The 12,188-nt window shown below is 75.2% G+C and carries 15 protein-coding genes; 1 reads left to right on the forward strand and 14 read right to left on the reverse strand.

From position 1 onward, the window contains the following. Positions 1–35: 35 nt before the first annotated feature. The 14 genes from dprA to ACI797_RS13055 all read right to left on the reverse strand — a co-directional run bounded on the left by dprA (position 36) and on the right by ACI797_RS13055 (position 11,345). Complete coding sequence (gene dprA / locus ACI797_RS12990; protein ID WP_456859049.1) at positions 36–1,274, reverse strand: DNA-processing protein DprA; 1,239 nt, start codon at positions 1,272–1,274, stop codon at positions 36–38. After that, positions 1,271–2,791 (reverse strand): YifB family Mg chelatase-like AAA ATPase, encoded by a 1,521-nt coding sequence (locus ACI797_RS12995; protein WP_456859050.1) that lies wholly within the window; start codon positions 2,789–2,791, stop codon positions 1,271–1,273. The genes dprA and ACI797_RS12995 overlap by 4 nt, the downstream gene beginning before the upstream one ends. Continuing rightward, positions 2,788–3,147, reverse strand: a complete 360-nt coding sequence (locus ACI797_RS13000) for a YraN family protein (protein ID WP_456540286.1) — start codon at positions 3,145–3,147, stop codon at positions 2,788–2,790. Before ACI797_RS13000 ends, ACI797_RS12995 begins: the two co-directional genes overlap by 4 nt. Before the next feature lie 80 nt (positions 3,148–3,227). Further along, positions 3,228–3,536 (reverse strand): DUF2469 domain-containing protein, encoded by a 309-nt coding sequence (locus ACI797_RS13005; RefSeq protein WP_448627367.1) that lies wholly within the window; start codon positions 3,534–3,536, stop codon positions 3,228–3,230. Continuing rightward, positions 3,533–4,300: a ribonuclease HII gene (locus ACI797_RS13010; protein WP_456859052.1), complete on the reverse strand. Its 768-nt coding sequence runs from the start codon at positions 4,298–4,300 to the stop codon at positions 3,533–3,535. Before ACI797_RS13010 ends, ACI797_RS13005 begins: the two co-directional genes overlap by 4 nt. A gap of 151 nt (positions 4,301–4,451) precedes the next feature. Beyond that, positions 4,452–5,171 (reverse strand): LuxR C-terminal-related transcriptional regulator, encoded by a 720-nt coding sequence (locus ACI797_RS13015; RefSeq protein ID WP_456859053.1) that lies wholly within the window; start codon positions 5,169–5,171, stop codon positions 4,452–4,454. Positions 5,172–5,355: 184 nt separating this feature from the next. Next, the gene (lepB, locus tag ACI797_RS13020; RefSeq protein ID WP_456859054.1) at positions 5,356–6,267 is read right to left on the reverse strand and encodes a signal peptidase I; all 912 of its coding nucleotides are present in this window, start codon (positions 6,265–6,267) and stop codon (positions 5,356–5,358) included. A 77-nt stretch (positions 6,268–6,344) separates the two neighbouring features. Continuing rightward, on the reverse strand, positions 6,345–6,701 hold the full coding sequence (gene rplS / locus ACI797_RS13025; protein ID WP_456540282.1) for a 50S ribosomal protein L19: 357 nt from the start codon (positions 6,699–6,701) through the stop codon (positions 6,345–6,347). A 148-nt stretch (positions 6,702–6,849) separates the two neighbouring features. Continuing rightward, positions 6,850–7,350 (reverse strand): NUDIX hydrolase, encoded by a 501-nt coding sequence (locus ACI797_RS13030; protein ID WP_456859055.1) that lies wholly within the window; start codon positions 7,348–7,350, stop codon positions 6,850–6,852. Then, entirely contained in the window at positions 7,343–8,080 is a 738-nt protein-coding gene (trmD, locus tag ACI797_RS13035) for a tRNA (guanosine(37)-N1)-methyltransferase TrmD (RefSeq protein WP_456859057.1), read from the reverse strand. Before trmD ends, ACI797_RS13030 begins: the two co-directional genes overlap by 8 nt. Further along, the gene (rimM, locus tag ACI797_RS13040) at positions 8,080–8,580 is read right to left on the reverse strand and encodes a ribosome maturation factor RimM (RefSeq protein WP_456859058.1); all 501 of its coding nucleotides are present in this window, start codon (positions 8,578–8,580) and stop codon (positions 8,080–8,082) included. Before rimM ends, trmD begins: the two co-directional genes overlap by 1 nt. 36 nt (positions 8,581–8,616) lie before the next feature. Continuing rightward, positions 8,617–8,853, reverse strand: coding sequence for an RNA-binding protein (locus ACI797_RS13045; RefSeq protein ID WP_448627359.1), 237 nt, complete (start codon positions 8,851–8,853; stop codon positions 8,617–8,619). A gap of 3 nt (positions 8,854–8,856) precedes the next feature. Then, positions 8,857–9,348: a 30S ribosomal protein S16 gene (gene rpsP, locus ACI797_RS13050; RefSeq protein WP_456859060.1), complete on the reverse strand. Its 492-nt coding sequence runs from the start codon at positions 9,346–9,348 to the stop codon at positions 8,857–8,859. Positions 9,349–9,608: 260 nt separating this feature from the next. Next, a complete protein-coding gene (locus ACI797_RS13055; RefSeq protein ID WP_456859061.1) occupies positions 9,609–11,345 on the reverse strand; it encodes a proline--tRNA ligase in 1,737 nt (578 codons plus the stop codon). 138 nt (positions 11,346–11,483) lie between these two features. On the opposite strand from ACI797_RS13055, the gene ACI797_RS13060 reads away from it, so the two are divergent. Next, positions 11,484–12,188 (forward strand): ATP-binding protein, encoded by a 705-nt coding sequence (locus ACI797_RS13060; RefSeq protein WP_456859062.1) that lies wholly within the window; start codon positions 11,484–11,486, stop codon positions 12,186–12,188.

Raw genomic sequence — 12,188 nt, forward strand, 5'->3', positions numbered from 1 at the left:
GCCGTCGGGTTGCCCGCAACCGACCCCGACGGCGGTCAGCGGGCGGGCTTGGGCGGCGGGGTGAGCCGCCACCCCGTGCCGGTCCACTGCACGAGGTCGGCCAGCTCGAGGGCCGGCAGCACGCGCAGCACCTCGACGACGTCGCAGCCGGCCACGGCGGCGAGCCGCTCGGGGGCCACGCCGATCCGCACCGGGCAGGCGTCGAGGACGCGCCGGGCGACATCGGAGAGCCCGTCCCGGGCGGCGGCCGGGCGGTCCGGCGGCGGGGCGAGGTCGAGGCCGAGACCGCCCACCTCGTCGAGCACGTGCGCGGCGGAGGCCACCAGCCGCGCCGGCCGCTCGTCGCCGGTCCCCCGCAGCAGCTCGTGGCAGCCGACCGACATCGCGGACGTCACCGGCCCCGGCACCGCCATGACGGACTTGCCCAGCTTCCTCGCCCGGTTCGCGGTGGCCATCGCCCCGGACCGGGCCGCCGCCTCCACCACCACGGTGCCGCGGGTGAGCGCCGCGATGATCCGGTTGCGCACGAGGAACCGGTGCTGGTGCGGCGCCGCCCCCGGTGGCCACTCGCTGACCAGCAGCCCGCTGTCGGCGATGCGGTGCAGCAGGGCGCCGTTGCCCGCCGGGTAGGGCCGGTCGACGCCGCAGGCCAGCACGGCGACGGTCGGCCCGTCGGCCGCCAGGGCGCCGCGGTGGGCGGCCGCGTCGATGCCGAAGGCACCGCCGGAGACCACGGTCCAGCCGCGCCCGGCCAGCTGGTGGCCGAGGTCGCCGGCGACGTGCTCGCCGTAGGCCGTGCAGGCACGGGAACCGACGATCGCCACCGACCGGTCGGCGAGCTGGTCGAGCCGGCCCGGGCCGCGCACCCAGAGCGCCAGCGGGGGCACCGGGGCGGTCGTGCGGTCGGACTGGTGCTTCGGCTCGTCGGGCTCCTCGGCGGTGGCCAGGGTGAGCGCGTGCAGCGGGAAGGCCGGCCACTCGTCGTCGTCCTCGGGCACCACCAGCCGGGCCCCGCACCGCTCGGCGCGGCGCAGGTCCGCGAGGGTGTCGTCGCGCTCGGCGCGCGCACCGAGCAGGCCCAGCACCCGGGGGGACGCCGTCCGGGCCCGGATCCGGCGGACCGCCTCCACCGGGCCGTGCCGGTCGACGAACCGCCAGAGGTCGACGGTGCCGGGCTCCACGGCCCGGCTGAGCCAGGCGCGGGCCCGCAGCAGGCCGGGGGTGCGCTCCCCCGGCGCCGCGGCCGCCTCGGCGAGGTCCTCGTCGAGGCTCACGCCGCCGCCCGCTGCAGGCGCATGCCGAGGGCCTCGGCGACGTCGTCGGCGTCCGGCACCGTGCGACCGGCGAGGTCGGCGACGGTCCACGCGACCCGCAGCACCCGGTCGTAGCCGCGGACCGACAGGGCGCCGCGCTCCAGCGCCCGCTCGACCAGCGTGAGCGACGACCGCGGGACCGTCCACCGCTCGCGGAGCAGCCGCCCGGGCACGTGCGCGTTGAGGGCGTACCCGCTCCCCCGCAGCCGCTGGGCCGCCGCGGCTCGCGCGGCGGCCACCCGGGCGGCCACCGCCGCCGACGGCTCCGGCGTCCCCAGGCCGTCCAGCCACGCCGCCCGGGTGACGGGCGGCAGGTCGACCCGCAGGTCGATGCGGTCGAGCAGCGGACCGGACAGCCGGGACTGGTACCGCCGCCGCTCGAGCGCGCTGCAGGTGCAGGCGGCGTCGCCCGCCGCGCTGGCGCACGGGCACGGGTTGGCCGCCAGCACCAGCTGGGCGCGGCACGGGAAGGTCGCCGAGCCACCGACCCGCTGGATGGTCACCGAGCCCCGTTCCAGCGGCTGGCGCAGCGTGTCGAGCACCGCACGCGGGAACTCCGGCGCCTCGTCGAGGAAGAGCACCCCGCGGTGCGCCCGGCACACCGCGCCCGGCCGGATCTGGCCCGACCCGCCGCCCACGAGCGAGGCGAGGGTGGCCGAGTGGTGCGGTGACTCGAAGGTCGGGCGGGTGATCAGCGGCGCCCCGGGCGGCAGCGTGCCCGCGATCGAGTGGATCGCCGTGACCTCGAGCGCGGCGTCGTCGTCGAGCGGCGGCAGCAGCCCGGGCAGCCGTTCGGCCAGCATCGTCTTGCCCGCCCCCGGCGGGCCGGTCAGGTACAGGTGGTGCCCGCCGGCGGCGGCGACCTCCACGGCCCGCCGTCCCGCGGTCTGGCCGACGACGTCGGCGAGGTCGGGCCCGGGCCGCGGCGGCGGCAACGTCCCGCGGACGTGCGGGACCAGCCGCTCGCCGCCGGTGAGGTGGTCGACGAGCCCGGCCAGCGTGGGCGCGGCGAGGACCTCGGCGCCGGCGACCAGCGCCGCCTCGTCGGCGTTGGCCGGCGGCACCACGACCCGCCGGTGCCCGGCGCGGGCGGCCGCCAGGACGGCGGGCAGGACCCCGCGGATGCCGCGCACCGACCCGTCGAGGCCGAGCTCGCCGAGGAGCACGAGGCGTTCCACGTCGGGGCCGCGGACGACCTCCGCGGCGGCCAGCACGGCCACGGCGAGCGCCAGGTCGAAGCCGCTGCCCTGCTTCGGCATGGACGCCGGCGACAGGCTGATCGTGACCCGGCGCTGCGGCCAGCTCGCCCCGACCGTCGTGATGGCCGCGCGCACCCGGTCGACCGACTGGCGGACCACCGCGTCGGGCAGCCCCACCAGCGCCGTGTGCGGCACCCCGGAGGCCGCGTCGACCTCGATCTCGACCAGCGCCCCGGAGACGCCGACCAGCCCCACCGACCACGTGCGGGCGAGCGTCACGAGAACGCCCCGCGCAGGTGGGTGACCAGCGCCGGCCGGTCGGGCCGCACGAGCACGCCGACGACGTCGAAGCGCAGGTCGGGCGCGTGCTCGTCGTGCGCGGCCAGCCAGCGCTGGGCCAGCGTGCGCAGCCGGCGCTGCTTCGCGGGGGTCACCGCCTCGACCGGGTGGCCGAAGCCGGTGCCGCGCCGGGTCTTCACCTCGCAGAAGACCAGCGCGTCGCCCTCGCGGGCCACGATGTCGAGCTCGCCCTCGCGGCAGCGCCAGTTGCGGTCGAGCAGGCGCAGGCCCGCGTCGGTCAGGTAGGCGGCGGCGACGCGCTCGCCGTGGACCCCCAGGTCCGAGGTGGTGGACACCCCCCGAGCCTCGCCCGCCGCCGGGCGGTGCGGACCGCTCGACCGCGGTCTGTGGATCCGGCTCCCGGCTGTGGACGGAGCTAGGAGGAGGGCAGCTCGAGGTCGGGCTTGTCCAGCTCCTCGACGTTGACGTCCTTGAACGTCAGCACGCGCACGTTGCGCACGAACCGAGCCGGCCGGTACATGTCCCACACCCAGGCGTCGCTGAGCTTGAGCTCGAAGAACACCTCGCCGCCGGCCTCGCGGACCTGCAGGTCCACCGAGTTGGCCAGGTAGAACCGCCGCTCGGTCTCCACCACGTAGGTGAACTGGCGGACGATGTCCCGGTACTCGCGATAGAGCTGCAGCTCCATCTCGGTCTCGTACTTCTCGAGATCCTCGGTGCTCATCGCCCAGTCCCCGGCGTCATGGGTCCATCATCGACCATCCCGGCGGGACCGGTCAGCTGGAGGGCCCGCCCGGCGTGGGCGGCGAGGCGGGCATCGCGGGCCCGGGCCACGTTGATGAAGCGCATCCGGTGCTCCGGGCAGGGTCCGTGCCGCTCCAGGGCGGCGCTGTGCACGTCGGTGATGTAGCCCTTGTGGCCCGCGAAGTCGTACTCGGGCCAGCGCTCGTGCAGCTCGAGCATCATGCGGTCCCGCGTCACCTTGGCCAGCACCGAGGCGGCGGCCACGCAGGCGGCCACCCGGTCCCCCTTCCACACGGCGAGGGTGGGCCGGGCGAGGCCGGGCACCGGGAAACCGTCGGTGAGCACGTAGTCGGGCGACGGGTCGAGCGCGCACACCGCCCGGCGCAGCGCCTCGAGGTTGGTGACGTGCATGCCGCGGGCGTCGAGGTCCTCGACCGGGATGACGACGACCGACCAGGCGACCGCGCGCGCGACGACCTCGGCGTAGACCCGCTCCCGCGCGGGGGCGGTGAGCAGCTTCGAGTCGGCCAGGCCGGGGACGCGGCCGCGGCGCCCCGCCGGGAGGATGCACGCCGCGGCGACGAGCGGTCCGGCGCAGGCGCCGCGGCCGGCCTCGTCGGCGCCGGCGATCGCGGCGAACCCGCGCCGGCGCAGGCGTCGTTCCATGTCCCACAAAGCATCGGCACGCTCGTCGGCCGGCTGCTCGGGGGAAGCGGAGCGGGCGGGGAGGGGACGCAGAGCCATCGCCGTCCGACCCTACGACGAGGCGGGGACAGGACGGCGGCGGACACCACCCGGCGGACACGGCTCGGGCCGGTCCCCCGCGAGGGGGACCGGCCCGAGCCGGGGTCGGACCGCCGAGGAGGCGGACGGTCCGTGCTGTGGGTGGTGCGGGTCAGGCGTCCGCGTCGACCTCGGCCGCGGCGGCGGTCAGCGCGTGCGCGCCGCAGGTGCAGGCGCCACCGGCACCGCCGCGCGAGGAGAGCACCAGCGACACCGCGTGGGCGCGGTCGCGGGCACCCAGCTTGCGCAGGATGGCCTTGACGTGGCTCTTGACCGTGTCCTCGCTGATGAACAGGTTGCGCCCGATCTGGCGGTTGGACTGACCCTGGATCAGCTCGTCGAGCACGTCCTGCTCGCGGCGGGTCAGCGGCACCTCGGGGACGAACGGCTTGCCCGCCGGCACGGCCGACGGCTCGACCCGGCGGATCTGCGGGTCGACGACGGTGCGGCCGGCGCGGGCGGCCAGGATCGCCCAGCCGAGCAGCGTGGGCGAGGTGTTCATGAGCAGGTAGCCCCGGACACCGGCGGCCACGGCCTCGTTGACGACGGCCGGGTCCTCGGAGGTGGCCAGCGCCACGATCGTCACGCGGGGGAACCGGCGACGCAGGTCGCGGCAGGCGTTGAGGGTGGCCGCCTTGCCCGAACCCAGCTCGACCACGACGGCGTCGGGGCGGGCGGTCTCGACCAGGGTCAGGGCCCGGCGCAGCTCGCCCGGGGTGCCCACGGACTGCATGCCGGCGGTCTCGTTGACCATGCTGACCAGGCCGCGACGCAGCACGGGGCTGTCGGCGAGGAGGAGCACGCGGGTCACGCCGCGGGCGGTGCTCGCCATGGGTGCAGACACAACTGACTCCGTTTCAACTCCGGGAAGTTCCAACACCTCCATCGGAAGGGTGAAACGGTTGCTTTACCCCTTTTCGGGAAATTTCTGGGACGGCGAGCAAATGCCGTTCCCTGCGTCCCGGGTCACACGCGAAACGGCGCTCGGCCATTCGGGAATGGCGGCGCGAATGGTTTCAGCGACGGCGCCGGCGGCGCCACAGCGCGAACGGCACCACGGCCGCCAGGCCCACGGCCTCCGGGGCGACGACCGCACCGGGCCTGCCGGCGGCCTCCAGCCCCTGGATGTCCGGGGAGGCGAGCAGGCCGAACCGGTCCAGCGGCCACACGATGACGGCGGCCTTGCCGATGACGTCGGACACCGCGACGGTCCCGGAGTACTCGTCGCCGACGTGGTTGCGGGAATCGGCCGAGGCCGACCGGTGGTCCCCCATCACCCAGAGCCGGCCGTCGGGAACGGTCACCGGGCCGAAACGGCGCGATTCGATCGGGTTGTCCTCGTAGATGTAGGGCTCGTCGAGCGGGTCGCCGTCGACGGTCACCCGCCCTTCGGCATCGCAGCACTCGACCGTCTGCCCGCCGGTGGCGATCACCCGCTTGACGTAGTCGTCCTCGCTGGGCGGCGCGACCCCGATCGAGCGGCCCAGCCACAGCAGGGCGCCCGAGAACCAGTTGCTGGGCTCGGAGACCTCGACCTCCGGCGACCAGGTGTCGGGGCCCTTGAAGACGACGATGTCGCCGGGCTCGGGTTCGCCGAACCAGTACGGCACCTTGTTGACCAGCACGCGGTCGCCGGTGCAGCCGGTGCAGCCGTGCAGGGTCTGCTCCATCGACCCGGAGGGGATGAAGAACGCCTGCACGAAGAAGGTCTTGACCAGCAGTGCCAGGACGAAGGCGATCAGCAGCAGGACCGGGAGCTCGCGCAGCAGCGAGCCCTTCTTCTTCGGCTCGTCCCGGCGCCTGCGCCGGGAGCGTGCCTGCCGCTCCGGCGTCGGTTCGTCCTCCGTGGTCTCCGGCTGACCGGAGCGGGGCTGGCCGTCGTCCCCCGGAACGCCGTCGGCGGGCCCCGCGGGCCGATCGCTGCTCATCGGGGACCAGCGTACGGCCGGGCAGGACCCGCCGTGGTCACCCCGGGGGACCCGGGTGCGACGAGTGGTGCGTGGGGTCAGCGCGCGACCGGCTCGCGCTTCTCCTTGATCTTGGCGGCCTTGCCGCGCAGCTCGCGGAGGTAGTACAGCTTCGCGCGGCGCACGTCGCCGCGGGTGACGACCTCGATCTTCTCGACGACCGGGGTGTGCACCGGGAAGGTGCGCTCCACGCCGACGCCGAAGCTCACCTTGCGCACGGTGAAGGTCTCGCGGATGCCGCCGCCCTGACGGCGGATGACGACGCCCTGGAAGACCTGGATGCGCGAGCGGTTGCCCTCGACGACGCGGACGTGCACCTTGACGGTGTCGCCGGGACGGAACTCGGGGATGTCGTCGCGCAGCGAGTCGGCGTCGAGTGCGTCCAGGGTGTTCATCTCAGCAGTCCTGTCGTCCTAGCGGTGGTTCGTTCCCGGTCCGGACAGCCGTGGTCCCCGGCTGGCCTTCGGCGGGGGCAGCGGCTCTCGCGGAGCGCGTGCGTCAGCGGCACTGACGTCTGCAGCAGCTCTCTACTGTGCCACAACTTCAGTCGACGCTGCGCGGCGGCCCCGTCCAGGGGCCCGCGAGCAGCTCCGGCAGCACCGCGGCGAGCTCCCGCGGGGCGAACTCCTCGCCGCTCGCGGCGACCTCCGCCGGCGTCCACCAGCGCCACGGCTGGTCCTCGTAGAGCTCCAGCTCGGTCTGGCCGCTGACGTCGACCTCGTGCTCGACGTCGCGGAGGACGAAGTAGGTCTCCCGCGCGTCGACCAGCTCGCCGAGGAACGGGACGACGACGCGGCGGATCCACACCGGCCCCTCGAGGACCGCCGGGTCGACGACGAGCCCGATCTCCTCGGCCAGCTCCCGCGCCGCGGCCAGCCGCACCGGCTCCCCCGCCTCGACCTCGCCGCCGGGCGTGTACCAGTACAGGACCGGCCCGGGCGGGGTGCTCAGGTCGACCAGCCGCGCGCCGAACAGCAGGACCCGTCCCCCCGGGTCGAGCAGGACCACACGCGCGCTGGCGCGGATCCGGGGTCGCTCAGCCACCCTCGAGGACCGCCCGGTCGGCGTCCGACAGCGCGTCCTCCGGCAGGCCGGCCAGCAGGTCGGGCCGGCGGGCGGCGGTGCGCCGCAGCGACTCGGCCCGCCGCCAGCGCGCGATCGCCGCGTGGTCGCCGGAGAGCAGCACCGGCGGGACGTCGAGCCCGCGCCACGACGCCGGGCGGGTGTAGGAGGGTCCCTCGAGCAGGCCGTCGGCGTGCGAGTCGTACTCGACCGACTCGCGGTTGCCGACGACGCCGGGCAGCAGGCGGGTGACCGCCTCGACCATGACCAGGACGGCGGACTCGCCGCCGGCCAGCACGTAGTCGCCCAGCGAGACCTCGGACACCGGCCCGGCGGCCGCGGCCCAGTCGGCGACCCGCTGGTCGATGCCCTCGTAGCGGCCGCAGGCGAAGACCAGCCCCGGCTCGGCGGCCCACTCCGCGGCCATGGCCTGGGTGAACCGGCGCCCGGCCGGCGTCGGCACGACCAGCCGGGTGCCCGGCGGGCGGACGTCGTCGAGCGCCCGTCCCCACGGCTCGGGGCGCATCACCATGCCGGGGCCGCCGCCGTACGGGGCGTCGTCCACGGTGCGGTGGACGTCGTCGGTCCACCGCCGCAGGTCGTGGACGGCGATGCTCACCAGTCCGCGCTCGGCGGCCTTGCCGAGCAGCGACTGGCGCAGCGGCGCCAGGTACTCGGGGAAGATCGTGACGACGTCGATGCGGTAGCCCATCAGAGCTCCAGCAGCCCCTCGGGCGGGTCGACCACGAGGTGCCCGGCCGCGAGGTCGACGGTGGGGACGATGGCCTTGGCGAACGGGATCAGCACCTCGCCGCCGTCCGGCCGGCGCACCACCAGCAGGTCGGCGCCCTCGTGGCGGACGGCCGCCACCTCGCCCAGGACCGTGTCGTCGGTCAGCCGCGCGGTCAGACCGACCAGCTGGTGGTCGTAGAAGTCGTCGGGGTCGTCGAGGTCGGGCAGCGCCGCGACGTCGACCAGCAGGAGGGTGTCGCGCAGCTCCTCGGCGGCCTCGCGGCTCGCGACGCCCTCGAACGTCAGCAGCAGCACGTCGCGGTGCCAGCGGGCGCTCTCGATGGTCAGCGGGCCGCGGGAGGCGGGGTCGGTGACCAGGGCGGCCCCGGGGGTGAAGCGCAGGTCGGGGTCGTCGGTGCGGACCTCGAGGGTGACCTCACCCCGGACGCCGTGGGGCCGGCCGATGCGGCCGACCACCACGGTGTCCGGGGTGTCAGGGGTCGTGCTCAGGTGCGTTCAGCGTCCGTCGGTGTCGACGACGTCGACCCGCAGGCCGCGGCCGCCGACGCCGGTCATGACCTGGCGCAGCGCCTTGGCGGTGCGCCCGCCGCGGCCGATGACCTTGCCGAGGTCGTCGGGGTGCACCCGGACCTCGAGGGTCTTGCCGCGGCGGCTGTTGAGCAGGTCGACGGTGACGTCGTCGGGGTGGTCGACGATGCCCTTGACCAGGTGCTCGAGCGCTTCTTCGAGCACGTCTTACTCGGCGGGCGTCGCAGCCGGCCCACCGGCGGCCGGGCCCTCGCCGCCGGCGGCCGCGGCCTCGGCCACGGTCTCGGCAGGCGCCTCGGCGGCCTTCTTCGGGGCGGCCTTCTTCCTCGGCGTGGTGGCGCCCTCGGCGGCCTCCTCGCCACCGGCGGCGCGGACGGCGGCCTCGTACAGGGCCTTCTTGTCCGGCTTGGGCTCGGCGACCTTCATCGGCGCCGGGGCCGGCTCGCCCTTGAACTTCTGCCAGTCACCGGTCACGCGGAAGATCGCGGCGACGGCCTCGGTCGGCTGCGCGCCGACGCCCAGCCAGTACTGGGCGCGCTCGCTGTCGACCTCGATGAAGGAGGGCTCCTCCTTCGGGTGGTACTTGCCGATCGTCTCGATCGAGCGCCCGTCCCGCTTGGTGCGGGCGTCGGCGACGACGATGCGGTAGTACGGCGCGCGCATCTTGCCCAGGCGCATGAGCTTGATCTTGGTGGCCACGGTGGGTGGTGTACTCCTCGAACGCAGTGTCGGTGCTCGCCGGACGCGACGTGTGGGGGTACGCCGGTGGCGGAGCCAGGGACACGGCCGGCAACGGTGAGAGGGCCGCCCACCGCCGTGTTCGACCGACCATCATGCCAGATGCCGGGACGACGCCTCGCGGCCGCGGGGTGATCCTCGTCGAGATCGGCGCTGTCGCACGGTTTCCGGGGCGGAGGCGTGCGAGAGCGCCGATGTCGACGTCCCCGACGGCGGCGGCCTCAGCCGCGGACGGCGGCCAGCACGCGGGCGGCGGCCTCGCCGACCGGCACCTCCTGGCGCTCCCCGCTCGCCCGGTCGCGCAGCTCGACCACGCCCTCGGCCAGCCCGCGGCCGACCGTGACGATCGTCGGCATGCCGAGCAGCTCGGCGTCCTTGAACTTCACCCCGGGGCTGACCTTGGGCCGGTCGTCGTAGAGCACGGTGAGCCCGGCGGCGACCAGCTCGTCGGCCAGCGCCTGCGCCGCCTCGAACACCGCGGCGTCCTTGCCCGTGGCGACCACGTGCACGTCGGCCGGCGCGATGCTCCGCGGCCAGCACAGCCCCAGCTCGTCGTGCGTGGACTCGGCGATCGCGGCGACGGCGCGGGAGACGCCGATGCCGTAGGAGCCCATCGTGACCGTGACGAGCTTGCCGTTCTCGTCGAGCACCTTGAGGTCCAGCGCGTCGGCGTACTTGCGGCCCAGCTGGAAGATGTGGCCCATCTCCACGCCGCGGGCGAGCTCGAGCGGGCCGGAGCCGTCGGGCGCGGGGTCGCCCGGCAGCACCTCGGCGGCCTCGATGACGCCGTCCCAGGTGAAGTCCCGCCCGGCCACCAGGTCGAAGACGTGCTTGCCGGCCTCGTTGGCGCCGGTGATCCACCGGGTGCCGGGCACGACGCGCGGGTCGACCAGGTAGCGGATGCCGGTCGCGCTGTCCTTGCCCAGCACCTCCGGGCCGATGTAGCCCTTGACCAGCGCCGGGTGCTTCTCGAAGTCGGCGAACGGCTCGACCTCGGCCGGTGCGACCTGCGCCTCGAGGCGCTTGGCGTCGACCTCGCGGTCCCCCGGGACGCCGATGACGAGCGGCTCGCGGACGCCGTCCGGGTGCACGAGGGTGACCACGACGTTCTTGAGCGTGGACGCCGCGGTGTAGCCCGCGTCGGGGAACAGCTGCTGCGCGACCGCGACGAGCGTCTCGATCGTCGGGGTGTCGGGGGTGTCCTCGACGTGCGCGTCGGGCAGGCCGTCGAGCGGCACGGGCTCGGGGACGACGGTGGTGACCGCCTCGACGTTGGCCGCGTACCCGCCGGGCGAGCGGACGAAGGTGTCCTCGCCGATCTCGGTCGGGTGCAGGAACTCCTCGCTCTTGGACCCGCCCATGGCGCCCGACATCGCCGAGACGATGACGTACTCCAGGCCCAGCCGGTCGAAGATCCGGATGTAGGCGTCGCGGTGGGCGGTGTAGGAGCGGTCCAGCCCGGCGTCGTCGACGTCGAAGGAGTAACTGTCCTTCATCGTGAACTCGCGACCGCGGAACAGGCCCGCCCGCGGACGCGCCTCGTCGCGGTACTTGGTCTGGATCTGGTACAGCGAGAGCGGCAGGTCCTTGTAGGACGAGTACATGTCCTTCACGAGGAGCGTGAACATCTCCTCGTGCGTCGGCCCGAGCAGGAAGTCGTTGCCGCGGCGGTCCTGCAGCCGGAACAGGCTGTCGCCGTACTCCGTCCAGCGGCCGGTCGCCTCGTAGGGCTCGCGCGGCAGGAGGGCCGGGAAGTGCACCTCCTGGGCGCCCATGGCGTCCATCTCCTCGCGGATCACCCGCTCGACGTTGCGGAAGACCCGGTAGCCCAGCGGCAGCCAGGTGAAGCCGCCGGGCGCGGCGCGGCGGATGTAGCCGGCGCGGACGAGCAGCCGGTGGCTCGGCACCTCGGCGTCGGCCGGGTCGTCGCGCAGCGTGCGCAGGAACAGAGAGGACATCCGCAGGAGCACGGACCCAGTCTCCCAGCAGACCTCAACCGATATCTGCGGGCCCGGCCGAGGACTCGGCCGGGCCCGCCCCGGGTGCCGTGCGGTCAGTCATCGGAGCCGCGGCCGCTGTTGCCGCTGTCGCCACCGTTGTCGTCCCCCGAGGCCGTGCTGCCGGTCCGGGTGGCCGCCGCCGACCTCGGCGCCGCGGTCGACGCGCTGCTGGGCAACGTCTTCGCGCACACCCCGGAGGGGACGGCGTTCCGGGTGGCGGTCCGCCCCCGCGCCGACGGCGGGGCCGAGGTGTCCGTCGCCGGCTCCGGCCCGGGCGTGCCCGAGGCGTCGCTGGAGCGCGGCCGCAGCGGCGGCGGCTCCACGGGCCTCGGCCTCGACATCGCCCGGCGGACGGCGGAGAGCTCCGGCGGGGCCCTGCGCGTGACGTCGTCCGCGGCCGGCGCGGTGGTCACCCTCTCTCGGGCCCCCTGCCTAGCGCGCGGCAAGTCCCGGGCAAGCGGGCCGGGCGACGGTGCTCCGCGACGGGCCGGCGGCCGTAACCGGAACGGAGATCCCATGCGCACCCCCCGACGGCCCGCCGCCCTCGCCCTGGTAGCGGCGGCCGCCGAGGCGAGCGAGACCGCCGACCCACCGCTCGAGGAGACCGGCTCGACCGGGACCGCCGACCCCACCGCTGCCCCGACCGGCACCGACGGCGAGCAGCTACCCGTCCCGGGGCAGGGCGTGCCCGGCGACGTGGGCCTCTGCCAGGCCGTCGCCGGCTGGTACGGCCACGTCGCGCTCGCCCTCTTCGGGGTGGACGGGACCGGCGCCATCGACCCGGCCGAGATCGTCCCGTGA

The organism is Geodermatophilus sp. SYSU D00691, assembly GCF_054050275.1.

Bases quoted from the DNA above. Each gene is read 5' to 3' on its own strand.
- ACI797_RS13005 (WP_448627367.1), bottom strand. From the start codon at position 3,536: ATGAGCACCGAGGATCTCGAGAAGTACGAGACCGAGATGGAGCTGCAG.
- ACI797_RS13010 (WP_456859052.1), bottom strand. From the start codon at position 4,300: ATGGCTCTGCGTCCCCTCCCCGCCCGCTCCGCTTCCCCCGAGCAGCCG.
- ACI797_RS13015 (WP_456859053.1), bottom strand. From the start codon at position 5,171: ATGGCGAGCACCGCCCGCGGCGTGACCCGCGTGCTCCTCCTCGCCGAC.
- lepB (WP_456859054.1), bottom strand. From the start codon at position 6,267: ATGAGCAGCGATCGGCCCGCGGGGCCCGCCGACGGCGTTCCGGGGGAC.
- rplS (WP_456540282.1), bottom strand. From the start codon at position 6,701: ATGAACACCCTGGACGCACTCGACGCCGACTCGCTGCGCGACGACATC.
- trmD (WP_456859057.1), bottom strand. From the start codon at position 8,080: ATGGGCTACCGCATCGACGTCGTCACGATCTTCCCCGAGTACCTGGCG.
- ACI797_RS13055 (WP_456859061.1), bottom strand. From the start codon at position 11,345: ATGTCCTCTCTGTTCCTGCGCACGCTGCGCGACGACCCGGCCGACGCC.